Annotated in this window: 24 protein-coding genes; 8 read left to right on the top strand and 16 right to left on the bottom strand. The window is 63.3% G+C overall.

All coding sequences use genetic code 11. The features are described 5' to 3' along the window. Positions 1 to 5: 5 nt before the first annotated feature. The 7 genes from ACH6CX_RS16665 to lgt form a co-directional block, all read right to left on the bottom strand. Positions 6 to 407 (bottom strand): biopolymer transporter ExbD, encoded by a 402-nt coding sequence (locus tag ACH6CX_RS16665; RefSeq protein WP_233006550.1) that lies wholly within the window; start codon positions 405 to 407, stop codon positions 6 to 8. A 126-nt stretch (positions 408 to 533) separates the two neighbouring features. Then, positions 534 to 1,061 (bottom strand): MotA/TolQ/ExbB proton channel family protein, encoded by a 528-nt coding sequence (locus tag ACH6CX_RS16660; protein ID WP_233006551.1) that lies wholly within the window; start codon positions 1,059 to 1,061, stop codon positions 534 to 536. Between the two features lie 14 nt (positions 1,062 to 1,075). Continuing rightward, the gene (locus ACH6CX_RS16655) at positions 1,076 to 2,446 is read right to left on the bottom strand and encodes a MotA/TolQ/ExbB proton channel family protein (protein ID WP_233006552.1); all 1,371 of its coding nucleotides are present in this window, start codon (positions 2,444 to 2,446) and stop codon (positions 1,076 to 1,078) included. After that, the gene (locus ACH6CX_RS16650; protein WP_233006553.1) at positions 2,443 to 3,225 is read right to left on the bottom strand and encodes a DUF3450 domain-containing protein; all 783 of its coding nucleotides are present in this window, start codon (positions 3,223 to 3,225) and stop codon (positions 2,443 to 2,445) included. Before ACH6CX_RS16650 ends, ACH6CX_RS16655 begins: the two co-directional genes overlap by 4 nt. 272 nt (positions 3,226 to 3,497) lie before the next feature. Beyond that, positions 3,498 to 4,004: a type 3 dihydrofolate reductase gene (gene folA, locus ACH6CX_RS16645; RefSeq protein ID WP_233006554.1), complete on the bottom strand. Its 507-nt coding sequence runs from the start codon at positions 4,002 to 4,004 to the stop codon at positions 3,498 to 3,500. After that, positions 4,004 to 4,837, bottom strand: a complete 834-nt coding sequence (locus ACH6CX_RS16640) for a thymidylate synthase (protein ID WP_396675967.1) — start codon at positions 4,835 to 4,837, stop codon at positions 4,004 to 4,006. The genes folA and ACH6CX_RS16640 overlap by 1 nt, the downstream gene beginning before the upstream one ends. Positions 4,838 to 4,867: 30 nt before the next feature. After that, positions 4,868 to 5,707 carry a prolipoprotein diacylglyceryl transferase gene (gene lgt / locus ACH6CX_RS16635; protein WP_233006556.1) on the bottom strand — a complete coding sequence of 280 codons (840 nt, stop codon included), beginning with the start codon at positions 5,705 to 5,707 and terminating at the stop codon, positions 4,868 to 4,870. A gap of 129 nt (positions 5,708 to 5,836) precedes the next feature. On the opposite strand from lgt, the gene ACH6CX_RS16630 reads away from it, so the two are divergent. The 5 genes from ACH6CX_RS16630 to ACH6CX_RS16610 all read left to right on the top strand — a co-directional run bounded on the left by ACH6CX_RS16630 (position 5,837) and on the right by ACH6CX_RS16610 (position 12,515). Continuing rightward, positions 5,837 to 6,664: an NRDE family protein gene (locus ACH6CX_RS16630; protein ID WP_396675965.1), complete on the top strand. Its 828-nt coding sequence runs from the start codon at positions 5,837 to 5,839 to the stop codon at positions 6,662 to 6,664. A 456-nt stretch (positions 6,665 to 7,120) separates the two neighbouring features. After that, on the top strand, positions 7,121 to 9,025 hold the full coding sequence (locus ACH6CX_RS16625; RefSeq protein ID WP_233006558.1) for a murein L,D-transpeptidase: 1,905 nt from the start codon (positions 7,121 to 7,123) through the stop codon (positions 9,023 to 9,025). Positions 9,026 to 9,190: 165 nt separating this feature from the next. Beyond that, positions 9,191 to 10,426, top strand: coding sequence for a murein L,D-transpeptidase (locus ACH6CX_RS16620; RefSeq protein ID WP_233006559.1), 1,236 nt, complete (start codon positions 9,191 to 9,193; stop codon positions 10,424 to 10,426). Between the two features lie 2 nt (positions 10,427 to 10,428). Further along, positions 10,429 to 11,604 (top strand): murein L,D-transpeptidase, encoded by a 1,176-nt coding sequence (locus ACH6CX_RS16615; RefSeq protein WP_233006560.1) that lies wholly within the window; start codon positions 10,429 to 10,431, stop codon positions 11,602 to 11,604. Between the two features lie 377 nt (positions 11,605 to 11,981). Beyond that, entirely contained in the window at positions 11,982 to 12,515 is a 534-nt protein-coding gene (locus ACH6CX_RS16610; protein ID WP_233006561.1) for a DUF882 domain-containing protein, read from the top strand. Positions 12,516 to 12,626: 111 nt separating this feature from the next. Here ACH6CX_RS16610 and ACH6CX_RS16605 read toward each other — a convergent pair whose 3' ends face one another. Together ACH6CX_RS16605 and ACH6CX_RS16600 are read right to left on the bottom strand one after the other, a co-directional pair. Continuing rightward, complete coding sequence (locus tag ACH6CX_RS16605; protein ID WP_396675962.1) at positions 12,627 to 13,811, bottom strand: imelysin family protein; 1,185 nt, start codon at positions 13,809 to 13,811, stop codon at positions 12,627 to 12,629. Positions 13,812 to 13,895: 84 nt separating this feature from the next. Beyond that, positions 13,896 to 14,564 carry an HAD family phosphatase gene (locus ACH6CX_RS16600; protein WP_233006563.1) on the bottom strand — a complete coding sequence of 223 codons (669 nt, stop codon included), beginning with the start codon at positions 14,562 to 14,564 and terminating at the stop codon, positions 13,896 to 13,898. A 354-nt stretch (positions 14,565 to 14,918) separates the two neighbouring features. Here ACH6CX_RS16600 and ACH6CX_RS16595 point away from each other — a divergent pair, with 354 nt between their 5' ends. After that, positions 14,919 to 15,422, top strand: a complete 504-nt coding sequence (locus tag ACH6CX_RS16595; RefSeq protein WP_233006697.1) for an RNA pyrophosphohydrolase — start codon at positions 14,919 to 14,921, stop codon at positions 15,420 to 15,422. Between the two features lie 77 nt (positions 15,423 to 15,499). Next, entirely contained in the window at positions 15,500 to 17,755 is a 2,256-nt protein-coding gene (gene ptsP / locus ACH6CX_RS16590; protein WP_334079226.1) for a phosphoenolpyruvate--protein phosphotransferase, read from the top strand. A gap of 86 nt (positions 17,756 to 17,841) precedes the next feature. Here the strand turns inward: ptsP and gcvH are convergent, their stop codons facing one another. Continuing rightward, on the bottom strand, positions 17,842 to 18,231 hold the full coding sequence (gene gcvH, locus ACH6CX_RS16585; RefSeq protein ID WP_233006565.1) for a glycine cleavage system protein GcvH: 390 nt from the start codon (positions 18,229 to 18,231) through the stop codon (positions 17,842 to 17,844). Between the two features lie 93 nt (positions 18,232 to 18,324). Next, complete coding sequence (gene gcvT, locus ACH6CX_RS16580) at positions 18,325 to 19,413, bottom strand: glycine cleavage system aminomethyltransferase GcvT (RefSeq protein ID WP_233006566.1); 1,089 nt, start codon at positions 19,411 to 19,413, stop codon at positions 18,325 to 18,327. 267 nt (positions 19,414 to 19,680) lie between these two features. On the opposite strand from gcvT, the gene ACH6CX_RS16575 reads away from it, so the two are divergent. After that, positions 19,681 to 20,373 carry a 2OG-Fe(II) oxygenase gene (locus ACH6CX_RS16575; protein ID WP_233006567.1) on the top strand — a complete coding sequence of 231 codons (693 nt, stop codon included), beginning with the start codon at positions 19,681 to 19,683 and terminating at the stop codon, positions 20,371 to 20,373. 41 nt (positions 20,374 to 20,414) lie between these two features. On the opposite strand, the gene ACH6CX_RS16570 is transcribed toward ACH6CX_RS16575, so the two are convergent. The 5 genes from ACH6CX_RS16570 to ACH6CX_RS16550 form a co-directional block, all read right to left on the bottom strand. Further along, the gene (locus ACH6CX_RS16570; protein WP_396675958.1) at positions 20,415 to 20,981 is read right to left on the bottom strand and encodes a CBS domain-containing protein; all 567 of its coding nucleotides are present in this window, start codon (positions 20,979 to 20,981) and stop codon (positions 20,415 to 20,417) included. 100 nt (positions 20,982 to 21,081) lie between these two features. Continuing rightward, positions 21,082 to 21,381, bottom strand: coding sequence for a hypothetical protein (locus tag ACH6CX_RS16565; protein WP_396675956.1), 300 nt, complete (start codon positions 21,379 to 21,381; stop codon positions 21,082 to 21,084). 117 nt (positions 21,382 to 21,498) lie between these two features. After that, on the bottom strand, positions 21,499 to 22,653 hold the full coding sequence (locus ACH6CX_RS16560) for a hemolysin family protein (protein WP_237062989.1): 1,155 nt from the start codon (positions 22,651 to 22,653) through the stop codon (positions 21,499 to 21,501). Positions 22,654 to 22,659: 6 nt separating this feature from the next. Further along, complete coding sequence (locus tag ACH6CX_RS16555; RefSeq protein ID WP_396675954.1) at positions 22,660 to 23,598, bottom strand: rhomboid family intramembrane serine protease; 939 nt, start codon at positions 23,596 to 23,598, stop codon at positions 22,660 to 22,662. Between the two features lie 56 nt (positions 23,599 to 23,654). After that, on the bottom strand, positions 23,655 to 24,890 hold the full coding sequence (locus tag ACH6CX_RS16550) for a UbiH/UbiF/VisC/COQ6 family ubiquinone biosynthesis hydroxylase (protein ID WP_233006571.1): 1,236 nt from the start codon (positions 24,888 to 24,890) through the stop codon (positions 23,655 to 23,657). Positions 24,891 to 24,918 lie beyond the last annotated feature (28 nt).

Below are 24,918 nucleotides of genomic sequence, written 5' to 3'. Positions count from 1 at the left end.
AGCTGTTAACTCTTTTCTGTCGCGACCGAAACTTTCTCAATACCGATTTTCCTGGCTGCATCGGCAATCAGGGCAATCTTCTCGATACTGGCCTTCTTATCGGGCTGAATCACCAACCACCCCTTGGGGTTTTCCGCGTAGAGTCGCTCGAGGGTGACTTTCACCATGCGATCGTCTACTTCTTCCTTGGCAATCCAGATCTCATCGTTCTCGTTGATCGCAACCAGAATAGAGGCGGCTTTGAGTTCAGCGGTTGTCGCTTCCGGCTTGACCACTTCTTCACCCGGCTCCTTGATAAAGGTCGCGGTGACGATAAAGAAGATCAGCATGATGAACACCACGTCCAACATGGGCGTGAGGTCGATCGCGCCCTGTTCTTCCTGGGCCGTATTTTGTTTTCTGCTCATAGCAACTCTCTCAGCGAACTTCCTCAACAGGGCCCCGCAGGGGCCCCGCGAGAGTTTCTGGCTTGGCTAAACCTTCACAGCAAATCACCGCACATATTGGCCAGGCTCTTTGCTAGTTGTGGTGCCTTAGTGATCCATCGTCAGATGGTCTTCAAGCAGCTGGGTTTCGCGCTCCGCCTTACGGGTGAGATAGGTATTGGCGAACACTCCGGACAGGGCAGTTACCATGCCTGCCATCGTCGGGATTGTCGCCATTGATACACCACTCGCCATCTGCTTGGCGTCGCCGCCGCCGGTGATCGCGAGGACCTCGAACACGTTGATCATGCCCCAGACCGTACCCAGCAGCCCGAACAGGGGCGCCAGGGATACACAGGCCTGGATCATGTCCATATTGCTCTTGATCTTCTCGGATACCCGGGAAATCAGCGCTTCGCGGATGCGATGGGCATTCCAGGATTTGCGCTCGGCACGCCCTTCCCACTGGTCCATCGCAGCCTGGACATCTCCCTTCAAGCTTTTGTTGAAGAAGAAGATGCGCTCGAAAATCAGCGTCCACATAAAGAAGGTCAGGCCGGCGATCAGAAATAGTACTGGCCCGCCCGACGCCATAAAGGCGTTGACGGCGGCCCATGCGTCATACAATGCGTGCATGTTGCCGCCTCCTCTTATTTACGCTCGGCGTTTTCAGCAACGATACCTGCGCTCTGCTCATCAAGGATGTGCAGGATACGCTGGGCGCGGCCGTTAACGATGGTGTGCATCAGCACGGTCGGGATCGCCACACACAGACCCAGTACGGTAGTTACCAGGGCGGAGGAGATACCACCGGCCATGGCTTTAGGATCGCCTGCACCGAAGATGGTGATCGCCTGGAAGGTGATGATCATACCGGTAACGGTACCCAGCAGACCCAGCAGCGGGGCAACCATGGCAATGATCTTCAGCAGGTTCAGGCCGGATTCGATGGCCGGACGCTCTTTCAGAACCGCCTCTTCCATCTTCAGCTCCAGGGTCTCGCCGTCGATACCCTTGTTCTCGTCTGCCACAGCCAGAACACGACCCAGCGGGTTGTTGGTGTTCGGGGTGGAGTCGCGCAGCTGGGCGTTAACCTTGGCGTTCACACCAGACAGCACGATCAGGCGCCAGATGGCCAGCAGCATGGCGAATACACCAACGGCAGTGATGATGTAACCAACCAGCTTACCCTGGTGCCAGCGCTCGACGATGTCCGGGCTGTTGATCATGGCTTTCAGGTAGGAACCGCCAGTCGGGCCAGTCGGGTCAACACCGAACGCGGTGAAGCCGGAGGTGGCTGCCTGCAGCTCTTCCGCCATAGCCAGGTACTCGCCGTCGGGCTGGCGAATCAGCTCGGCCATTTTCTGGGCGTCGTTCATTTCCAGGTACTTGCCATTGGAAACCAGGTTGAAGTTACCTACACGGACAACTTCCTGTTCAACCTGCTCACCGTCGGGCTTGATTACGGTACCAGCGAACTTCACGACCTTGCCGGACTCGACAGTCTCGCGCTGCAGTTCGAACCACAGGCGCTCGATCTCTTCGATGGTCGGCAGCTTGGTCTGGGAGTTCATCTTCTCGATCAGCTGGTCGAGGAACTCGCCACGGCCCGGGTACTGCGCGGAAACAATGGAGGTTTCCAGGGTGGCGCGCAGGTCGCCGGCGGTGGAGGTCATGTGACCGAACAGCTCTTTCAGGGAGCCCATACGCTCGTCCAGCTGCTCACGCTTCTGCTGAACCTGCAGTTCCTGCTCCTGGTACTTGGCTTCCAGGCGCGCGGAACGCTCTTCCTCGGCGGTACGGGTGTTCTTGGCCTGGGTCAGCAGGGACTGCTGGTTGGCCTTCTGGCGACGGAACTGGGCTTCGCGCTGCTTGTGTTCCTTGGACTCCGCAATCTTGGAGTTACGGACCATCTGCAGCAGCTCATCCAGGGAGCCAGCCTTTTCCTGTGCAACGGCGGAAGCGCTGATCAGGCCTGCCGCTGCTACTGCAATTACGCGTTTGGCGATAGAGGTTTTCATTGCGCTGCCTCCGGAGCCGCAATCGGCATGGTCATGATGTCAGTGGTAGCCTGCTTCTTGGCGATCTTCAGGCCTTCCATGATGGCGCGACGGTAGTCGCCGGCATCGATCTCAACCCAACCTTTCTGCTCTTTGTCGTAGGCAAGGGAGATCTTGGAGTCGGTGGTCTGCGCCACCAGGGCGATACGACCGATCTGCAGGACGTTAACTTCGCGGTCCTGGCCGTTCACGTTCAGGGTGGTGCCGTAAGCATCGATACCACGCGCGTACTCGGCTTCGAAGTTGTACAGTTCCAGCACCTGGCGGAATTTCTCCGCAACGGTGATATCGGAACGGTCCATGTTGTTCTTAACGCCTTCGAGGTTGGCCAGGCGCTCTTCCAGCTTGAACGGGGCGTCCAGCTTGATGAACTGCTCAAGGGCATCGAGCATGCGCAGGATCAGCGGCTGGATCTGGCGCTCGATAACAGTAACGTTCTCAATGGACTCTTCCAGGTCCTTGATCACGGCCAGCTGGTTGGCCAGCTGCTTTTCCAATTGACGGTTGTAGACACGCAGGCCGTCAATTTCCTTGTTCACTACCTTGAAATCCTGCAGCAGGCTGCTGGTTTCTTCGGCAATCTTGTCAATGCGCTTCTGTGAAGCCTGAGCCGCAGTAGTTTTCTGCTGACCAACGGCGAGCACATTGTCGAGTGTATCCGCAGTGGCTACGCTGCCGTAGAGCGCGCCGGCAGACAGCGCAGTGGTCAGCGCCACAGCCATGAATCGCTTGGTTTTCATTAGACCCCCCAGTGGGTTCAATATTTCACAACATGGTCGCGATGAGTTAGCTGCCACAACGCGGTAGTTTTAGGCTTGAAGACAGCTAAGAGCCGCACATTGTAAACAGCCGATTTGATTATTCAAATGCCGTTTAACAGTATCAGCCCGCATGTGTAGCACAGTAACAAACAGGTAACACCTGCGAGTCGTGTGCACTCATTTGCGGCGGCGAATCCAATGTGCGAAGACAGGAAAAGTAACAGATTGTACAGTTTTTGTGCAACCCACTGCTATTTCGACCTGTCCAAACGGACTAAGCAGTAGTTGTATTCGTCCTTTTCCGAGGCCGGGTAGCACTCGCGATAAGACTCGACCCAAGAGTCACCCAGGTCCGGAAAAAACGCATCCCCCTCGACCTCGGCATCCACTTCAGTCAGATACAAACGCCGTGCCAGTGGCAGCGCCTGCCGGTAGATCTCGGCACCGCCGATGACCATGACCTCTTCCGCACCGCTGGCAGCCGCCGATGCCGAGGCGGTCGCCAGCGCCTCATCCAGCGACGCCACACAGATTACACCGTCCGCACGCCACTCCGGGTTGCGGGAGATCACGATATTGTCGCGCCCCGGCAGGGGCCGACCGATGGATTCATAGGTTTTGCGCCCCATGACCACCGGCTTCCCCAGGGTGGTGCGCTTGAAGTACTGCAGGTCGCCGGAAATACGCCAGGGCAGGCGGTTACCCATGCCGATGGCGCCATTGCGCGCCACGGCCGCAATCAGTGCTACCGGCGCCATCAGACAGCCACCGGTGCCGGGATATGCGGGTGCGCCTCGTAACCGCGCAACTCGAAGTCCTCGAAGCGGAAGGCAAACAGGTCGGTGACTTCCGGATTCAAGTGCATCTGCGGCTGCGGCAGCGGTGTGCGGGAGAGCTGCTCCTCCACCTGCTCCATGTGGTTGGAATAGAGATGGGCGTCACCCAGCGTATGGATAAACTCCCCCGGCTGCAGGCCACAGACCTGGGCGATCATCAGTGTCAGCAGGCTGTAAGAGGCGATATTGAACGGCACGCCCAGGAAGATATCTGCGCTGCGCTGGTAAAGCTGGCAGGACAGCTTGCCGTCGGCAACGTAGAACTGGAACAGCGCGTGGCAGGGAGCCAGGGCCATGCGGCCAGCTGCCGCATTGGCGGCCGGGGAGGTCCCCTCGTCCGGCAGGTCGGCCGGGTTCCAGGCACTGACCAGCAACCGGCGCGAATCCGGGCGGATCCGCAACTGCTCCAGCAGCTGCCCGATCTGGTCGATGTGGCGGCCGTCAGCGGTGGGCCAGGAGCGCCACTGGTGCCCATACACAGGCCCCAGGTCTCCCTCCGGCGTGGCCCACTCATCCCAGATGCGGACGCCGTTCTCTTTCAGGTAGGCGATATTGGTATCGCCCTTCAGGAACCAGAGCAGCTCGTGGATGATTGAGCGCAGGTGGCACTTCTTGGTGGTCACCAGCGGAAAGCCGGCGGCCAGGTCGAACCGCATCTGGTAACCAAACACGCTGACGGTGCCGGTGCCAGTACGATCATCCTTGCGGGTGCCGTGATCGCGCACATGGCGCATCAGCTCAAGGTATTGCTTCATCTATTACACCTAATTAAACAGTAGGGCTTCTTACGCGCCACCCTTGGCCTGAGAGCCGGGCTTTACCGAGTTCTGCTCCCCCGCCAGTGGCTGGGTGCGGTAACTCCATACCAGAATGGCGATACCCGCCAGGATCATCGGTATGCTCAGCAGCTGGCCACGGGTCATCCAGCCGAACAGGTCGAAACCAATATGGCCATCGGGCTCCCGCACGAACTCCACCAGGAAGCGGAAGAACCCGTATAAAAGAAGGAAGACTCCACCCACCGCCAGGCGCGGCCGGGGCTTGCGGGAGAACCACCACAGGACCGCGAACAGCACCAGCCCTTCCAGGAACGCCTGGTACAACTGCGACGGGTGCCGGGCCAGCAGCTCCGGATCCCGCGGGAACACCATGCCCCAGGGCCCGTCGGTGGGGCGCCCCCACAGTTCCTGACCGATAAAGTTACCGATCCGCCCCAGCCCCAGCCCGATGGGCACCAGCGGGGCAACAAAGTCGATCAGGTCGATAAAAGTTGTACCAATCTTGCGGGCATAGATGGTGGTCGCGAGCATCACCCCGACCAGGCCTCCATGGAAACTCATGCCGCCTTCCCACACCCGCAGGATCGACAAAGGTTCCTCCTGCAACTGCGGGAAGTTATAAAAGAACATGTAACCGAGGCGCCCGCCCACTACGACACCGATGGCGCAGTAGAGGATCAGGTCTTCCACCTCCGACTTGACCAGCGGCGTCCAGGGCTTGGCCGCACGGCGCAGCGCCAGCCACCAGGCGGCCACAAAGCCGGCCAGGTACATGAGTCCGTACCAGTGCACCTTGAGGGGCCCGATGGCCACGGCCACCGGGTCGAGTTCGGGGTAAGTCAGCATGGGTAAATCGGCTCAGTTGGCAAAGGGCGTATTATGGGCGTAAACGTGCCTGCTGCCAAAATGTCACCGCCTCGCCCGGTGCCCGGGGCATGTCAACCAGGCCGAGAAGCAAGAAGGAAAAGCCCGCGCATGTGCCTGCTGCTGTTCGCATACCGTACCCACCCCCATTACCCGCTGCTGATGGCGGCTAACCGCGATGAGTTTTTCGCCCGTCCCACGGCAGCCGCGGACCACTGGGGAGACTCCGGGGTCGTCGCCGGCCGCGACCTGGAGGCCGGCGGCACCTGGGCCGGCGCGGCAGCCGGGCGGGTGGCGGCGGTGACCAACATCCGTGAACCCCAGGTGCCCTCACCCACCGCGCCGCTCTCCCGCGGGGATATCCCGCGCGACTTCCTGCTGGGCCCGGACAAGCCGCGCGAATTTGCCGCACAACTTGCGGCAGAGCGCTACCGTGGCTACAACGCGCTGCTGTTCCAGCTCGGGGAACAGCCGGAACTGGTCTGCGCCGGCAACCGGCACCCGGCTTTTGCTTTCGCCCCCGGGGTGCACGGTATCTCCAACGGCGCACCGGATGCGCCCTGGCCCAAGGTGGTCAGGGGCCGGGCGCAACTGGCGCAGCTGGTGGCAGGACTGGGTACGGGCCTCGGGCAGGACAATTTCGTCACCCCGGCCCTGGCGCTGCTCGGCGACCGGCAGCCAGCCCCTGTGCAAGAGCTACCGGATACCGGCGTGGGAAGGGCGCTCGAACGGGCCCTGTCGCCGATGTTTGTGCATATCGAGCGCGGCGAACTTGCTGTTCCCCGCGATGGCGACAAGACTCCGCCGGACGTCTATGGCACCCGCGCCAGCACGCTGGTGGCGGTTGACCGGGACGGCGTCACACAGTTCTGGGAACAGACTTTCACCGAGACCGGCCAGTCGGGCCCACTGCGGCACTTCACCCTGTCCCCCCACTGACGGGGGAAGCTGCTGTGGCTCCCCCATCACCCCCAACAGCTACCCGCATTCCTGCGGTGCCTGCCCCCCCTGTCCCGCGCCCATCCCTGCCGTCGCGATCATTACCGCCCACCCCGGAGACAGCGCTCACGGCTGAACCCTGGTCAATATTTGACCTGTTAGTCCCAAATAGCGCTGTCACTTAAGGTGAAATGAACCAGGCGCCAAGCAAATCCCGGATTTGTTGCCATACTTAATTTCACGGGCCGGCCAATGTTGATATACGCGCAACAGCGCGCACTGGCTGGCCCATAAAAAGGAACGTCGCGCGGGACGCAAGACAAAGGCGGGCCGTCGATAAGTCACTATCGACGAACAACAGGACGGGCTCGCCGCAGGTTGGGAAGGTATGAACGATCTGGCGCCCGGCGTCTCAACATGACAGAGCACCGGGCCCTGCAGCATCGCTGAGGTACCATGTCGTATTTCAACCCTGAGCGCCACAAACGCAAGTCTTTACTGCCACTGTTAATGCTTGGCAGTCTGTGCCTTGTTGCCCTTTATTACGCCTTTACCGCGAACCAGAAGACGGTACCGGTGCTACCGGAAAATGCCGTGCGCCCGCACCTGATTCGCTGGCTGGTTGAAAATCCCGACTCCTGGCCAGCCCAGGATCCCATTTTCAATCCCGTGGCGGTGCGCCGCATCTACGAACGCACCGATTATCGGCTGCTGTGGTTCGACAACTACAGCCTCAGCGATACCGCCAATGACCTGCTCAAGCAGCTCACGGCCTCCAGTTCCGGCAATCCCAGCAGCATGGTGGATTACCGCTACCACCTGGGCTACTTCGACCGCACCCTGCGCGACACCCCGCAGCGCCTGCAGATGGCGGCAGTGCTCGATGTCCTGCTAACCGATGCCTTCGTCTCCTACGCCCAGGACACGCAGCTGGACAAGATGAAGCCGCGCACGCGCCAGCAGCGCGACATCACCCCGGTGCACAACGGTGAAGGCGGCTTCGCGCTGGTGGCTTACACTGCGCCCCGCCAGGCCAGCACCGACGGTCGCAAGTATTTCCGTGGTTATGACCGCAGCGCCGAGACTCGCCGCGGCACGGGCATCGACCGCTATCGACACTACACCCGCAGCCGCAATATCGACCGCTCGCGCCACTACAGCCAACCCCGCACATCGCGTTTTGCCCCCGGTGGCCTGCCCCCGCGCAATGGCCAGCGCAGCTACGGCAACAGTGACGGCCAGCCCCAGGTGGGCCGCGTGCCGGATCACAGCGAGGGGCCCTTCATCGAGGAAAATACCCCCTATGGCGGTGACGAACAGGCCCTGCGCGAGCAGCTCGCGCTCTACCGCAGCATTGCCGCCAGTGGCCGCTGGCGCCCGATCCCGGCGGGACCCGCCATGACCATCGGCGCCAAGCACCCGCATGTCGCCCACCTGCGCAACCTGCTTTCCCTGTACGGCGACTACCGCAGCTATTACGGCGAGGCCAACAGCAATCACTTTGACCGGCGCCTGCACGAGGCCGTGCTGCGCTTCCAGCGCCGGCACGGGCTCAAGTCCGACGGTATCGTCGGTCGTGAGACCCGCAAGCGCCTCAACCTGTCGCCGACTGCCCGGGCACATATCATCGAGAAGAACATCCGCCGCCGGCGGGAACTCCCGGCAACCCTGGGGGACCGCTTTATCCAGGTCAATGTGCCCGCCTACGAACTCTATTACGTCGAGGACGACCGCATTCGCCTGTCCATGAATGTGGTGGTGGGCAAGAAGAAGCACGCCACACCGGAGATCAAGACCCGTGTCAGCCGCGTGGTGTTCAACCCCACCTGGACGGTACCGCGCAGCATCCTGGTCAACGAGATCCTGCCCAAGGCCCGGGCCAACCCCCAGGGAATGGAAAACATGGGGTACCGGGTGGTCAGCGGCAGCGGTGAGCACCTGCCCCTGACCTCCAAGAACCTGTCCGCGGCCGGTGCCGGGTCCTACCTGATGCGCCAGCTGGGTGGCGAGCAGAACATCCTCGGCCGGGTGAAGTTCGAGATCCCCAACACCGATGATATCTACCTGCACGACACCCGCGCGCGCAGCCTGTTCTCCCTCACCGACCGCGATTACAGCCACGGCTGTATCCGGCTGGAAAAGCCCCGCCACCTCGCCGAGGCCCTGTTGCGGCCCCAGGGTGACTGGGATCAGTGGCGCATCAACCAGCTCACCACCGGTGATGAAACCACCGAGGTGAAGATGGAGGACAATGTGAAGGTCTACGTGACTTACTGGACAGCCTGGGTCGATGGCCAGGGCGAGCTGCACTTCCGGCCGGATATCTACGGCAAGGACGGGCTTGCAGCCAACCAGTTCTGACCCCGGTGCCCGGCGGAGCCCCCGCCGGGCCATGCATATGCCTTTTTGAGCGAAGAGGGCTCCCGGCGCATTCCCCATAGGTATTGGTTCGGGCCCATGCATTAATTATCACTGTGAGCACGGCGTTCAGTCCGCCTGACCGTTTCCGTCTCACAGGGGTAAGTCATGGGTGCCGACAATCCGTTCCGTTCCCGCACATTTGCGTCAATTCGCCACTGTAGCGCCCTGGCGCTCGCACTGGCCCTGGGCCTTACTGCGCCCCAGCCACTGATCGGCAGCACCGCTGACACACCCGTTGCCAGCGCCATTGCCGACCTCTCCGACCCGTTTGCCCCTTACGGCCGCCAACACACCCTGCTCCGCGAAGAGCTGGAACGCTATCGCTCGCTGGCGGCGGGCGATGACTGGCAGCCGCTTGCCGACGGCCCGGCACTGGCACCGGGAGCGCGCGACCCGCGGGTCGTACAGCTGCGGAGCCTGCTTATGCAGTATGGGGATTACACCCTGGAGGACCACGACGGCCCGGCACACAACCCGGACGAATATGACCCGCGCCTGCAACAGGCCACCCAGCGCTTCCAGCGCCGCCACGGCCTGCGGGATAACGGGCTGGTGGATGATGCCACCCGCAGCCACCTGAACGTGGCCCCGGCAAAGAGGGTGGAGACCCTCACTGCGAACCTGGTGCGCCTACAACAGATGCCGCGGGAACTGGGTCCGCGCTTTATCCTGGTCAATATCCCGGACTACCAGCTGCGCCTGATGGACGGTGAGCGGGAGGCTTTCCGCATGCGGGTGGTAGTGGGCAAACCCAAGCATGCCACCCCGCAGATTGCGACCCGCATGACCCGGGTGATCTTCAACCCGGTCTGGCGCGTGCCCCAGAATATCGCCCTGCGCGAGCTGCTGCCCAAGGGCAGCGCCAACCTCACCGCCAACGGTTACCGCCTGGTCAACCACCGCGGCCGTTCCGTCCCCTTTACCCGCGGCAATATCGCCGCGATCCGCCGGGGCAAGGTGATGCTGCACCAGAAGGGGGGCCCGGGTAATGCCCTGGGGCGGGTCAAGTTTTTAATCCCCAACCGCGAGGCCATTTTCCTGCACGACACGAACAGCAAGCACCTGTTCAAGAAAAATGAGCGCGCCTTCAGCCACGGCTGTATCCGGCTGGAAAAACCGCTGGAATTCGCCCGCCTGATGCTCGCGGAGCAGAATAACTGGAGCGAAAACCGGATCCAGCACTACCTGAACACCCGCCGTACCCGTGGCGTGCCACTGGAACAGCCGTTGCCGGTTTACATCGTGTACTGGACTGCATGGGTGGATGAAGAGGGCATGCTACAGTTCCGGCGCGACATCTACGACCGGGATCCGGAGGATGCCGCCCGGGCGGCTGAGTGAACATGGCCATTTCCATGAGTTACTGGCGACGCTGCCTCTCCGGCTTCGTGGCAATCGCCCTGACCGGTGCTCTCGCCGCATCCGCCATCGCCATCAGCCCGCCAGCCGATTCCCGCCGCGCCGCCGAACAGCTGCGCGCCGAGGCGTCGCGCTACCGGGAAATGCAGGATCGCTGGCAGCCTGTCGGTGAGGGCGCAGCACTACAGCCCGGTGATCGCGATCGCCGTGTCGAACAGCTGCGGGAACTGCTGCAGCTGCTGGGCGACTACCGCGGCCTGCCCGGCCCCATCACCCTGTTACCGCCGGATGCGAGCCGCTACGACAGTGCAGTGCAGAGTGCGGTGGAGCGCTTCCAGCGACGCCACGGGCTCGAGGTAACCGGTGACGCAGGCGAGGCAACCCTGGCCGAACTCGCAATCAGCCCCGCCGTTCGGGCACACCAGCTGGAGTTGAATGCAGAGCGCTGGGAGAAACTGCCGCTGCCGGACCGGGATCGCTATGTGCTGGTCAATATTCCCGACTACCGCCTGCAACTGATCGAGGACGGCCGCGAGGTGCTGGGCATGCGCACGGTGGTGGGCAAGAGCAGCACCCGCACCCCGCCGATCACCAGCCGTATCACCAATGTGGTCTTCAATCCCACGTGGACGGTGCCGCGCAGTATCCTGCTCACCGACCTCCTGCCCAAGGCACGCAACAATCCCGAGGCGATGCACAATCGCGGTTACCGGGTAGTGTCCTACCGCAGTGGCAACACCACCACCATATCCCCGGACAGTATTGACCGCGCAGCACATGGCCACGCCACCCTGCGCCAGATAAGCGGTCCCGGCAATACCCTGGGCCGGGTCAAGTTCGTGCTGCCCAACAAGCAATCGATCTTCCTGCACGACACCCAGGCCCAGAGCCTGTTCGAGGAGCACCAGCGGGCATTCAGCCACGGGTGTGTGCGCCTCGAACATCCCGAGGAACTGGCCTACGCCCTGTTGCGCAAGCAGGGCTGGGACCGCACCCGTATCGCCCAGGTCACCACCGGCACCGAAATCATGAACATCCGCGTAAAGAAGCCGGCACGCCTCTTCATTACCTACCTCACGGCCTGGATCGACAAGGACGGCCGCCCCCAGTTCCGGCGGGACATCTACCACCGCGACCAGCCCGCAAACGTCACCCACTGACCGGTCGGTTCAGCTGTACGCAACTGGTATTCCGCTGATTTCCGCCACACCAGGCAGTCATTCCGCGATGGGCCCAAACTGGCACCCTGCGGTCACAAAAAAATTATTTTTCAGTGCAAAACCGCCAGATGACAACGCTGTCTCATTTTTTAGGGGCTGCATGGCCAATGAAGCCGGAAAAATCCCCTGCGCCATTAGCCTATTGGAACAATATTGCCAAACCTGTTTTACGATCCTTTTGTAATGACCCGTAAAAGGTTTGTAACGCTTGGTTATTTTTCGTACAGTTATTCCCGTGCTCGATGGCGCCCAAAGCAACTAACTGCAGGGAGCCGCGAGCGACTGAAGAGAAACACATGACGAGGCGGAAACAGGGTATGAACAATCCATCCAGACGTCGATTCCTGGCAGTTACCTGTGCTACAGCGGCTGCGGTCACTGCCGGACCGACATTCGCAAAAGTGGGCAATGCCCGCACTCTGAAAATGCGCAACCTGCACACCGGTGAGACGTTGAACACCGCCTTCTGGTCGAATGGTAAGTACGATAGCAGCGGCCTGAAGCAGTTCAACCGTCTGCTGCGCGACCACCGCGCCAACGAAGTTACGCGCATGGACCCGGAGCTGTTCGACATTGTCTACAAGCTGAAGGAAAAACTGGGCTTTAACGGCACCGTGGAGATTATCTCCGGCTACCGTTCACCCAAGACCAACGCCAAACTGCGCGCACAGGGCCGCGGTGTTGCACGACGCAGCTACCACACCCGCGGCATGGCGCTCGATATCCGTTTCCCGGGTATCAGCACCTCCAAACTGCGCCGGGCGGCCATGGACCTCAAGGCCGGTGGTGTAGGCCACTACCCGAAGAGCGGCTTTGTGCACGTCGATACCGGTCCGGTTCGTAGCTGGTAATACGGCGCAGGCAGCCCATAAAGCAAACCCCGGCCCAGGCCGGGGTTTGTCGTTTCCGGGGTAGCAGAATCATCGCTTCCGGCGCAGGCAGGGGCACCGGGAATCCGGGGTTCACTGTTCAGTCGTGAGGGAAACCGGGGTGACCTCGTCCTCACCCGCGGGAATCTCCGCGCGGCCGGACATCAGGCTGGCAATTTCCTCCAGCAGCTCCCGTGCCCTGGCAAGCTGCCCCAGCTCGGCCAGCTCCACCGGGTCCTCCATTTTCAGCAGCAACTCCTCCAGCACCTCAAATCGCTCGGCCAGTGCCTCGCGCTGGCGCGGGTCGAGCAACAGGTCTGCCAGGCCGGGCCCCTCGTTGGGCACCCAGGCGGCTTGCAGGCTTCCCAGCATGGCCAGGATCGCCTGCTTGGAGTCCGCCGCACGACCGCTCTCCACATCGCTCTCAGAGCTTTCCGGCAGCCGCCGCAACAGCTCCTCATCCAGCGTGCGCAGGTGTGAGGCCCGTACCTGCTGCAGGCGCGCCACCGGGTCCAGGGCCAGGAAGTGGCGCGACAGGTCATTCATTGTAAACGGCCAGCGGCGCTCCAGCCCCGCCAGGTCCTCTGCCAGCGCCTCGCCCATGAGCCGCGTGAGCTGGCGCCGGCGGTTGGCTGCCAGTGCCTCTGGCTCCTCACCCGCGGACGCGGCCTGGAACTGGTCCGCACTGCGCTCGCTGGTGGGGCCCCAGAGCATGATCTCCAGGGCATGGAAGCCGGTGCTGGCCTCCTCGTGGGCAGTCAGTCGATGCTGCCGGCGCAGGTTGGCCAGGGTAAGCTCCACTGCGGTGTCATTGACGATACCGCTCTCCGAATAGCCGGGTACCGTGTCCAGGTAGCCGGGCTGCACCGGCCAGCTGTCCATGGAAAGTACCAGCTCGCGGCCCTCATCGCGCAATTCAGCCGGTGCAAAGGCCAGCTGGATGTAGGGCAGTGCGGCGGCGAATTCACGGTGGGCATCCAGCCACGCCAGCTTGGCGGACTCCAGGTGGTCTTCACTGGGCCTGTCCAACAGGGTGGTGAGCGCCCGGTTCAGGGCCTCCACGGAGGCACGCACATCAATCAGCTGGGCCTCCCCCGCCTGCCACATCGTATGCGAAAAACGTTCGGCCACCTTGCGGTCGATGGCTGGCGGTGTCTTCACCGCCTGCGCCTCCTGCTGCGGCTCTTCCGCCCGGCGGCTGTCACAGCCAGCCAGGCCCAGGCCCAGCAGGATGGCGAGGGCCGCTGAGACACGCTTGAGAACGATTGATCCAGTCACACAAATCCCCACGTCAAGCAATTGCAAAGCTTCGGTTCCGGCGCCCGGGGCCCCGGCTTGTCAAAATTTCGCTGCGCCTGCCGGTTATTCCAGCGGTTCGCGCAGGCTGATTATCGGCCAGCCGCGCTGCTCTGCCTCGGCACGCAGCGTTGCATCCGGGTCCACCGCTACCGGGTGCTCGACCGTCTTCAACAGCGGCAGGTCATTGATCGAGTCGCTGTAAAACCACTTTTCCCCGCGGCGGTAGTCGGGGTTGCCGGCCAGCCACTGTTCGAGCCGCAGCACCTTGCCGTTCTGGTAGCAGGGCTCGCCCACCACCTTACCGGTAAAGCGCCCCTCCACCTCCTCGGGTTCGGTGGCCAGCAGGGTGTCCACCCCCAGGCGCGCGGCGATCGGCTCCACCACAAACCGGTTGGTGGCGGTAATGATCATGATGTGATGACCCTGGCGCCGGTGCCGGGCGATCAGCTCCTCCGCCTGCGGCAGCCAGATCTCGCTGACCACCTCCTCCATGAACTCCCGCTGCAGGTTGGCCAGCTGCGCCCGCGAGATTTGCGCCAGCGGCTCTAGCGCGAACTCGAGGTAGGCGAAGATATCCAGTTCACCGCGCTGGTAATCCCGGTAGAAACGATCATTGGCGGAGCGATAGCGATCACTGTCGACGTGCTCACGCTCTACCAGGAACTCGCCCCAGGCGTAGTCGCTGTCCCCTCCAATCAGGGTGTTATCCAGGTCAAAAATAGCCAGGTGCACCGCGCACTCCCTATTCAAATATAGTCGGCATAGATTAATTCGCCGCCACACAGCCCACACTTCGGACCATTGCGGCGGGCAATTTTACCCGTCCCGGGAGCTGTTCACAGGATCCGTTTCACTGAATTGCAGTAATGTCCCCCGCTGTGGAACAATGCTGGGCAAGATTGCGCGGCGTCTGGGCCGCGCAGACACAGTTTAGAGGACGGGAATTTGGGCGACGGCAAGCCAAAGCAAGCCGGGCGAAAAAACCGCCGCAGATCCGCCAAGTCCAACCGCACCAACAGCCCCGCCACCGGCAACAGCGCCGGTAACCGCAAGGCGCACGGCTCGGGCGGCGACAACAGCAGTAATATCGACGCGGAGGGCTTCCGCCCCAATGTCGGCATCATTGTGCTGAACGAGCGCGGCCAGGCGCTCTGGGCACGGCGGGTGGGCGGCAAGGACGCGTGGCAGTTTCCGCAGGGCGGCATCAACCCGGGCGAGTCCGCGGAACATGCGTTGTACCGGGAGCTATACGAGGAAATCGGGCTTACCCGTGACCAGGTGAGCATGATCGCCTGTACCAGGGGTTGGTTGCGCTACCGGTTGCCCAAGCGCCTGGTGCGCCGGCGATCGGAACCGCTGTGTATCGGCCAGAAGCAGAAGTGGTACCTGCTGCAGCTGCGGGCCCCGGAAAGTGTCATCAGCTTCAACAACGGCTACAAGCCCGAGTTCGACCACTGGCGCTGGGTCAGCTACTGGCACCCCCTGGACAAGGTGGTGGCCTTCAAGCGCGAGGTGTACCGCCGCGCGCTTACCGAACTGGCGCCACAGCAAATACAATTGGAGAAACGCTGGCTGGGCGAGCGGGAATAGTCCTGCCCGCCCGGCCCCGATCGTACCGGCCCGGGAATGGCCGGCCGACACTTCCGCTTCACGGCGAGGACAGGCCTTTGCTCGGATCTCTGCGCAGTATCGTTCAGGAAGTCAACGCGGCACGCGACCTGCCCGCGGTGCTGGATATTATCGTGCGGCGCGTGCGCGAGGTCATGCACACCCGGGTCTGCTCCGTATACCTGCGCGATAACCAGTCCGGCACCTACGTGCTGATGGCGACCCGTGGCCTCAACCCCGATGCCGTGGGCAATGTGCACCTGGCCCCCGGTGAGGGCCTGGTGGGCAACGTGGTCACCCGCGAGGAGCCGATCAACCTCGAGCGCGCCGAGGCCCACCCCGCCTACCATTACTTCCCGGCCACCGGCGAGGAGCGTTTCAGCGCTTTCCTGGGCACCCCCATCATTCACCACCGGCAGGTCCTGGGGGTACTGGTCGTGCAGCAGGCCGAACAGCGGCGCTTCGATGAGGGTGAAGAGGCCTTCCTGGTCACCCTGTCAGCCCAGCTGGCCGGTGTCATCGCCCACGCGGAGGCCACCGGCGCCCTGGCCGCCATTGGCCAGCAGCGGCGGGAGGCCAAGTTCAGCGGCCTCGCCGCCTCACCCGGGGTGGCGATCGGCCGCGCGCATATCGTCGCGCCCCCCGCCAACCTGGCAACGGTGCCCTTCGCCTGCTGCATGGACGTGGACGCCGAACTGGAGCTGTTCCACCAGGCGCTGGCCAATGCCCGCGCGGAGATCCGCGAGGTGGGCGAGCGGCTCAAGGGGGATCTCAACCGCGAGGAGCGGGCACTGTTCGATGCCTATATCAGCATGCTCGATGACAGTTCCATCGCGGTCGAGGTCTCCGAGCGCATCCGCCAGCAGCTTACCGCCAGCCGCGCCTGGGCAGAGGTAATGCTGGAGCATGTGCGCCGCTTCGAGGCCATGTCCGATTCCTACTTCCGCGACCGCGCCGCCGACGTGCGGGATCTTGGCGCCCGCGTGCTCATGCACCTGCGCCAGCAACAGCAGATCGAGCGGGACTATCCCGAAAACACCATCCTGGTGGGAGAGGAGCTCACCGCCGCGGCACTGGCGCAGGTGCCCCGGGACAGGTTGATCGGCCTGGTTTCTGTGAGGGGCTCGGGTAACAGCCACGTGGCCATCATTGCCCGCGCCATGGGCCTGCCCGCTGTCATGGGGGCCCAGGAACTGCCGTTCGAGCGCATCGACGGCGAGGACCTGGTGGTGGACGGCTACCGCGGCGAGCTGTTCGTGCACCCCAGCCCGGAGCTGCGGCGCCGCTACGACAGTATCGTCGAGGAAGAGCGGGAGCTGGCGCGCAACCTGGATCACCTGGCCAGCCTCCCCGGCGAAACCGCCGACGGCCACCGGGTGCGCCTGTGGGTCAATACCGGCCTGATGGCGGACGTGGTGCGCTCGCTGGAGCGCGGTGCCGAGGGCGTGGGGCTCTACCGCACCGAGGTTCCCTTCCTGCTGCGCGACCGCTTCCCGTCCGAGGAGGAACAGCGGGAAATCTACCGGGAACAGCTGGAGGCCTTCGCCCCGCGACCGGTCACCATGCGCACCCTGGATATCGGCGGCGACAAGGCCCTGGCCTATTTCCCCATCGAGGAAACCAACCCCTTCCTGGGCTGGCGCGGTATCCGCGTGACCCTGGACCACCCGGAAATCTTCCTGGCCCAGGTGCGCGCGATGATGAAGGCCAGCCTGGGCCTGGATAACCTGCGCATCATGCTGCCGATGATCAGCGGCGTGGCCGAGGTGGAGGCTGCGCGCAAGCTGGTGGAGCGGGCCCACGGGGAACTGGTCGACGAGGGTTTCGATATTGCCATGCCGCCGCTGGGCATCATGATCGAGGTTCCCTCGGCCGTGTACCAGGCGCGCGAACTGGCCGAACGGGTCGACTTCATGTCCGTGGGCAGCAACGACCTCACCCAGTACCTGCTGGCGGTGGACCGCAACAACAGCCGCGTGGCGGGAATCTACCACTCCCTGCACCCGGCAGTGCTGCGGGCACTGCGGGATGTCATCACCGCCGGTCACGAGGCCGGCACCAAGGTGGGCATCTGCGGCGAGCTGGCCGGCGATCCCGGCGGGGCCCTGTTGTTGCTCGCCATGGGCTATGACGTGCTGTCGATGAATGCCACCAACCTGCCGCGGGTCAAGGCAGCCCTGCGCGCGGTGACCCGGGCCGATACCGAGAGCCTGCTGGAGCGTGTACTGGATATGCAGTGCCCGGAGGAAATCGAGGAGACCCTGGCCGGGTACCTCAAGGGCATCGGCCTGAAGGCACTGTTACAGCCCCAGTAACCGCCGGCAGGGTTGCGGGCGCAAAAGCAGGCACAAAAAAAGCCGCACCGGTTTCCCGTTGCGGCTTTTTGCTGCCCTGCCGGTGATCAGCCCTCTTCGGACTCGGCACGGTAGGCATCGGCGTCCAGCATGTTGTCCAGCTCACTGGTATCGCTGGGCTTGACGCGGAAGAACCAGCCCTCGTCGTAAGGTGAGGAGTTGACGGTTTCCGGGGCGTCTTCCAGCGCCTCGTTTACCTCGACCACCTCACCGGAGACCGGCGCGTAGATATCGCTGGCGGCCTTTACCGACTCCACCACACCGGCCTCGTCGCCGGCAGCCAGGTTGGTGCCCACTTCCGGGGTCTCGACAAAGACCACATCGCCCAGCGCATCCTGGGCGTGATCGCTGATGCCGATGGTCACGGTGCCGTCTTCCTCCAGGCGCGCCCACTCGTGGCTGGAGAGGTATTTCAGTTCGTTGCGGATTTCGCTCATGCTGTGATCCCTCGATTAAGCATTTCTCATTCGGTAAACCCGGCGCGGGATGCCTGCCTGGCACCGCGCCGGTCGCTTGTCATTTTCCCGGCGTCAGATAACCGACTTGCCGTTGCGCACAAAGCTGGCCTTGACCACTTTCACCGGCACCAGCTTCTTACGGATTTCCACCTGGGCCCGGTCACCGGTACTCGCCGGCACGCGGGCCATGGCGATGGAGTGACCCAGGGTCGGCGAAAAAGTACCGCTGGTGATGATACCGGCCTCGTCGCTGCCGTCCACTTTTACCACCTGGCCGGCGCGCAGCACGCCGCGCTCTTCCAGCACCAGGCCTACCAGCTTCTGCTTCCGGCCCGCGGCTTTTTCCGCTTCCAGCGGCTCGCGGCCGATGAACTTGCGCTCTTCCGGCTCCCAGGCAATGGTCCAGCCCATGTTCGCCGCCAGCGGCGAGGTGTCATCGTCCATCTCGTGGCCGTACAGGTTCATGCCCGCCTCGAGACGCAGGGTATCGCGGGCGCCGAGGCCACAGGGAGCCACGCCGGCCTTTTCCAGGGCGCGCCAGAAACCGTCGGCGTCTTCCGCCGGCAGCATGATTTCCAGGCCGTCTTCCCCGGTATAGCCGGTGCGGGCCACGAACCACTCGCCGCGGGCGACACTCTGGAACGGCTTGAGATCGTCAATGGCCGCGGTCCACTCGATGCCCAGCACCTCCTTGGCCTTGTCCAGGGCCTCGGGGCCCTGGATCGCCACCATGGCCAGCTCCGGGCGCTCGGTCAGGGTGACATCAAACTGCTGCGCCTGCTCCTGCATCCAGGCCAGGTCTTTCTCGCGGGTGGCACAGTTGACCACCACCCGGTAGCCCGGGTCGCGCAGGTACACGATCAGGTCATCGATCACCCCACCGCGCTCATTCAGCATACCGGTGTAGAGGGCTTTGCCCGGCTTGCCGTCCAGCTTGGCCACGTCGTTGGCCAGCAGGTAGCGCAGGTAATCGCGGGCGCCGTCGCCGTCGATATCCACGACGGTCATGTGGGACACATCGAACATGCCCGCCGCGGTGCGCACCTTGTTGTGCTCTTCCAGCTGCGAACCATAGTGCAGCGGCATATCCCAGCCACCGAAGTCGACCATTTTGCCGCCCATGGCGACATGCGCGTCATACAGAGGCGTTCTGTTTCCCATCTTTTGTTCTCGAATCTGTCTGTTAGAAAGCCGCGTATTCTACCGGCCGCGCCGCCGCCGTTACCAGATGGCGATCTTCTGCAAGCCTAGCAGGCAACGGGACTTAAACCTGTACCACGGCCCGCTCACCGACAAAGATTCCGTGAGGCGGGGCGCCGCCGGGCGGGGAGCCCGATATGGGGAAGGGAAAGCTTTGCAACCCGGGGGTTTGGGTGTATAAGTCCCTCGCAGCGACACCCGTTCGCCACCAGCCCGGAGCCTCCCCAATTGAACATTGCCTTGCGCGCCACCGACGACCGCCCCTGCGGCCCCCGGGACGGCGACCCCATTGACCGGATCGCCGCGGCACTGCGCGCCGACGGCTATGTCGTACTGCCCGCGCCGCTGCCACCCGCCGCGTTGGGGGGCCTGTTGCGCCATTTCCGCTCCATCGACCGCGAGCATTTCCGCCGTGCCGGTATCGGCCGGGAAGAGGAACACCAGCTGAACCGCTTCGTGCGCAGCGACGAGATTTACTGGCTCGATAACACCAACCCCTCGGTCAACACCTACCTGTCGTGGATGGAAACCCTGCGCGAGGGACTCAACCGGCGGCTGTTCCTGGGCCTGTTCGATTACGAGTGCCATTACGCCTACTACGACCGCGGCACCTTTTACAAAAAACACCTGGACTCCTTCCAGGGCAGCACCAACCGGGTCCTGAGCACCGTGCTCTACCTGACCCCGAACTGGCAGCCCCGCGATGGCGGCGAGCTGGCGATCTATCCCGCGGGTGAGGAAGGTTCTGCTGCAGACGCGCCACCCCTGCTGAAAGTGGCACCGCGCTTTGGCCAGATGGTGATTTTCCTGAGCGAGGAATTTCCCCACGAGGTGCTCACCGTTAACCGGCCACGCTATAGCGTCACCGGCTGGTACCGGGTCAATAACAGCCTGGGCGACATCGTCGACCCGGCTTCCTGACAGGGTGCGCGGCCCCCGGCCGCGCACCACTGGCTACAGACTCAGCTGGTGGCCGATACCGAGCGCAGCATGCCCGCCACGGTGGGGTGTGCCTCGATATGGATATCGGCGTGCAGACGCCGGGCCACATCCATCGCACTGACCAGGCCGCGCACATGGTGCAGGTCGCGGTCCACCACCAGGCAACAGGGCTGCCCCTCCCGGCGCATGGCCTGGAGGACTTCCCGGATGGTGCAGCTTTCCACCTGTGGGTAACTGAGCAACTGCAGCTCCCGGCGCGGGCGCATCAGGTCGCCCACCGTCAGCTCCTGGCGCAGCTGCCCCGCAGCCACGCGCTGCATCACCCGCTGGTAGGAAATATCGTCGTCGCTCAACAGGCCGACAAATTCCCCCTGCCGGTCCAGCACCAGCACGGCCCCCAGGTGACCGGCCCGCATCAGCCGGGATGCTTCCAAGGCCGGCACCGAGGGGGTCAGGATTGCCGGGTGGTGATCCTTGAAGTCAGTAATGAAGCTCAGGGCCGGGGAGTCCAGGTGCAGTTCACAGAACTCCTCGGGAAAGACGAGCTTGTCCGCCGTTTCGAGCGGAACGAAATCCAGGTTTTTCATGGCATAACTCTCTTGCACGGGCAATCGCCGGGCGGTGGCCCGTGCCTGCAAAATCGGTCGGGCGGCCGCACTGGCGCCCGGTTACTTGGTGGCAGGAAAGTTAAGCCGTGAACGGGGGTGCCCGGATGGCATTGGCGGCTCGCGTCCGGGGCTGTACCCGGCCGATCTTCCGCGCAGAGGTTACGGCGCGGGGAAAGGGAGTTGCAGAGAGTGGGCCGCTGCTGCGCGGCGGTAGCGAGTCGGTATCACCGTCGGGAGAGAGAAGCGGGGCGTACTGGGTATCGCCTGGGGGCTGGCCCGCCAGGTCGATGCGATCAGTTCCCGGCGCAACGGGCCCTGCCAGCACCGCCGAACACAGCAGTACCGATTGCAGCAGAATAAACGCCAGGTTCTTACGCACGCTCACACACCTGCGGTGCCCTCGGGTAAAAATGCCGGCAGTACCGCGAAGCGGTTTACTGCCGACTACAAATTTTGACCGGAATCCCGGTAACGGGTTCCGCACCGCCGGATCGACTCATCCCCGCGACTGCTGGTCCGGGTCATCGCCCCGCGAGGCTTCCTCGTCATCCGCGGGGCTACCCCCCTCGGCCTCCGGTTCCGCATCGCGGTCCGCCTCCTCGTCCACCTTGAGCCCGTATCGCTTGGAGCGCCAGCGCCACAGTCGCTTGGCCACTTCCTGGCGGTCGGCGGTCTTGTCTGCCTCGTCGACGATTTCCTCGCCCAGCAGGGTCTCGAGAATGTCTTCCAGCGTCACCAGCCCTTCCAGGCTGCCGTACTCATCCACCACCGCGCTGATCTGTACGCGCCGGCGCATCATCTTCTGGAATACCTGGTAGATGGTGGCGGTCTCCGGCAACATCAACATGTCGCGGCGAAAAGTCGACAGTTTTTCCTTCTCCCCACCGCGGGCGTAGGCCAGCAGCAGGTCCTGCTTGAGGACGAAGCCCACCACGCAATCCGGGTCCTGCTGCTCGTAAATGGGAAGCCGGGAGAAGCGGCTCTTTTCCACCTCGTCATAGGATTCCCCCACGGTGGCATCCTGGGACAGGGAGAACACCACCGTACGGGGTGTCATCACTTCCCGCACCGAGTGGTCGCGCAGGGTGAAAAACAGGTTGCGCAGGATGCTGGACTCCTGGGCCTCGAGCTGTCCCTCTTCCTCTCCCAGCTGCGCCATCACCGCAAATTCCTCGCGGCTGAAACCGGTCAGGGTGGGGCCGTGGGAGAGACCACGGGTCAGCCACTCGGACATCTTCACAAACGGGTACAGCAGCCACACCAGGCCGCGCAGGGCATAGGCCGTAGCCGGCGCCAGCTGGCGCCAGTAAAAGGCCCCCAGGGTCTTGGGGATGATCTCGGAAAAAACCAGGATCAGCAGCGTAAGGATGGCCGAGGCAATCCCCAGGTACTGGCTGCCGAATACCGCTGCCGCCTGGGCACCGGCACCGGCGGCGCCGGCGGTGTGGGCAACGGTGTTCAGGGTGAGGATAGCGGCGAGCGGCGCGTTGATATCCTGCTTCAGCTCCCGCAGCACTCGCCCCGAGCGGTGCCCCTCACGCTCGAGCAGGCTCACATAGGGCGTACTGACACTGAGAATCACGGACTCCGCGATCGAGCACAGGAAGGAAAAACCCAGCGCGATCAGCACATAGACGATCAACAGAATCATTTTGGATCAGGCAGCCCCGTCGTCATTGGTGAAATGGCGGTCCCCGCCGGCGAGGCAATAGACTGCCGCGAGCGCAACGCCGCAGGCAAACCCGCCCATGTGCGCCGCATTGGCCACACCGACACCGACCAGCAGTGTGACCAGGCCGGTGGCGCAAATTAACAGCCAGCCCACTGCCACCGCAACGATACCACGGGGGACTTCCAGCCACTCCGGGTGCCGCCGTTGCAGGACAAACACGCAGCCCACCAGTGCATACACCACGCCCGACATGCCGCCGAAAATCGTTCCCGGCGACCACCAGTACTGTGCCAGGTTGGCCACCGCAGCACTCACCAGCACCGCAACAGTGAAAACCCCGCTGCCGGCACGCGCTTCCAGCGGCCGGCCGACGATCCATATGCCCAACGCATTGAACAGCGCGTGGGGCAGGGAGAAATGCAGGATAGCCGGCGTCCACAGCCGCCAGTATTCACCATTGGCGAAGTGCCAGGCGAGAGAGGACGTGGCGAGGGAAAAGTCCGCGCCGCGATCGGGCAGGATGATCAGCTGCCGCGCAAAACTGTCACTGGCCAGGAACCAGCCGACGAAACACAGCAGAATCAGTATCAGGCTTACCGGTGTGCGATCCAGCGGCCAGCTGGGCAATGCCGCAACGGTTGCCTGGTAGTCGCCCCCGGTTTCCCCCGGTGCCTGCCCGGTGTCACTGCCGGTCTCACTGTGCTGAGCGGTAACCTGGATCTGTGACAGATCGATTTCACCGGCGCTCCAGCGGTCCAGCAACGGCTGCAACAGCTCATTCAGGCGGGGATCGGGCGTGGCCAGGCGCTGGCAGTTGCGCTCTTCGGTAATGCGCAGGGGCAAGCCGCTGCGCCGTATAAACTGCGCCAGTTCGGAGAGATCCTGCTGCGGGGGAAATTCCCGGACGGTAATCCAGTCGCTCAAGGTGTGCCTGTGTCTTCCCTATAGGCCTGTGCGCGGGTCACCGGACAGGAACCCGGTCAAACCGCCATCGCGCGCAGGATAATTCGTTTTTTCAGTAGCGGGCTGGCGTCCACCATACTCAATCCGGTGTTGCGCAGCCAGCGCCAGTGCAGGTCGCCGGCCCCGAACAGGGACTTGAAGGCACTCATCGCCTTGAGTGTGGCCGCGTTGTCGCCGCGGCGGCGGCGCTGGTAGCGCGCCAGTACCGAGTTATCTGATGGGTCCAGGTCGCGTTTCAGTGCGCGCCCGATTTCCTCGCTCAGCACGCGCACGTCCTGCAATCCCAGGTTGGCGCCCTGCCCGGCCAGCGGGTGGATACTGTGTGCGGCATCACCGACCAGTACGGCGCCCGGGCCGAAATAGGATTCCGCATGGCGCGCGCGCAGCGGGAAGGCGTAACGCTCACCCACCGCCTCCACCTCGCCCAGGCGACTCTCGAAGGCCTTCTCCATATTCAGGGCAAAGGCGGCATCGTCCAGCTCGAGCAGCTCGCGCGCCAGGGCATCGTCCGCGGACCACACCACCGCGCAGTGATTCTCGTCACCGAGCCCACTGAGCGGCAGGAAGGCCAGCGGCCCCTCCTTGAGGAAGCGCTGCCATGCAGTGTGGCGATGGGGCTCACTGCAGCGGGCCACGCACACCATCGCAGTCTGGTGGTAATTGGTCTCGTGACAGCGGATATGCAGCAGGTCGCGCACCCGCGAACGCACACCGTCGGCACCGATCAGCAACCGTGCGCGCAGGGTCTCGGGATTGCGCTCACCGCCCTCCACATCTGCCAGCCGGTCGGAACGCGGCTGCAGGTGCCACAGGCCGCAATCCCGCCACCAGCTCTCGAGGCGGAAACCGCTGATCAACTCCGCATTGGGCAGCTCATCGATACGCCGGCGCAGTGCATCCACCACCACATTGTTCTCGACAATATGGCCGAGGTTCGGCAACTGCACATCGCGGCTGTTGAAGCAGACCGAGCCGGTACCCTCGGCATCCCATACCCGCATCTCGGTGTAGGGGCAGGCGCGATTGTTCTCAATCAGCGCCCAGGCGCCCACCTCCTCCAGCAACTCGCGGGAGGCCTGGGTCAGTGCGACCACCCGCGGATCGTAGGTGTCCGGTGACACCTCCGGCAGCTCCGTGGAGGCTTCCAGCACCGCCACCTGCAACTGCGGATGGCGCACGGCCAGCAGCGCTGCCTGGGCGAGCCCCACCATACCGGCGCCAACCACCGCAATATCGAGACGTTGTCTGTTCATAGGTGCCATTCCAGCTAATTCCGCGCCG

The sequence above is a fragment of the Microbulbifer sp. JSM ZJ756 genome, assembly GCF_044383805.1.
Taxonomy (GTDB): Bacteria; Pseudomonadota; Gammaproteobacteria; order Pseudomonadales; family Cellvibrionaceae; genus Microbulbifer; species Microbulbifer zhoushanensis.
The sequence above is the reverse complement of the archived record's forward strand: the minus strand, read 5'-3'. Positions and strand labels throughout refer to the sequence as shown.

Coding starts and splice junctions, on each gene's coding strand:
- ACH6CX_RS16665 (WP_233006550.1), bottom strand. CDS start 407: ATGAGCAGAAAACAAAATACGGCCCAGGAAGAACAGGGCGCGATCGAC.
- ACH6CX_RS16660 (WP_233006551.1), bottom strand. CDS start 1,061: ATGCACGCATTGTATGACGCATGGGCCGCCGTCAACGCCTTTATGGCG.
- ACH6CX_RS16655 (WP_233006552.1), bottom strand. CDS start 2,446: ATGAAAACCTCTATCGCCAAACGCGTAATTGCAGTAGCAGCGGCAGGC.
- ACH6CX_RS16650 (WP_233006553.1), bottom strand. CDS start 3,225: ATGAAAACCAAGCGATTCATGGCTGTGGCGCTGACCACTGCGCTGTCT.
- folA (WP_233006554.1), bottom strand. CDS start 4,004: ATGGCGCCGGTAGCACTGATTGCGGCCGTGGCGCGCAATGGCGCCATC.
- ACH6CX_RS16640 (WP_396675967.1), bottom strand. CDS start 4,837: ATGAAGCAATACCTTGAGCTGATGCGCCATGTGCGCGATCACGGCACC.
- lgt (WP_233006556.1), bottom strand. CDS start 5,707: ATGCTGACTTACCCCGAACTCGACCCGGTGGCCGTGGCCATCGGGCCC.
- ACH6CX_RS16630 (WP_396675965.1), top strand. CDS start 5,837: ATGTGCCTGCTGCTGTTCGCATACCGTACCCACCCCCATTACCCGCTG.
- ACH6CX_RS16625 (WP_233006558.1), top strand. CDS start 7,121: ATGTCGTATTTCAACCCTGAGCGCCACAAACGCAAGTCTTTACTGCCA.
- ACH6CX_RS16620 (WP_233006559.1), top strand. CDS start 9,191: ATGGGTGCCGACAATCCGTTCCGTTCCCGCACATTTGCGTCAATTCGC.
- ACH6CX_RS16615 (WP_233006560.1), top strand. CDS start 10,429: ATGGCCATTTCCATGAGTTACTGGCGACGCTGCCTCTCCGGCTTCGTG.
- ACH6CX_RS16610 (WP_233006561.1), top strand. CDS start 11,982: ATGAACAATCCATCCAGACGTCGATTCCTGGCAGTTACCTGTGCTACA.
- gcvH (WP_233006565.1), bottom strand. CDS start 18,231: ATGAGCGAAATCCGCAACGAACTGAAATACCTCTCCAGCCACGAGTGG.
- gcvT (WP_233006566.1), bottom strand. CDS start 19,413: ATGGGAAACAGAACGCCTCTGTATGACGCGCATGTCGCCATGGGCGGC.
- ACH6CX_RS16570 (WP_396675958.1), bottom strand. CDS start 20,981: ATGAAAAACCTGGATTTCGTTCCGCTCGAAACGGCGGACAAGCTCGTC.
- ACH6CX_RS16560 (WP_237062989.1), bottom strand. CDS start 22,653: ATGATTCTGTTGATCGTCTATGTGCTGATCGCGCTGGGTTTTTCCTTC.
- ACH6CX_RS16550 (WP_233006571.1), bottom strand. CDS start 24,890: ATGAACAGACAACGTCTCGATATTGCGGTGGTTGGCGCCGGTATGGTG.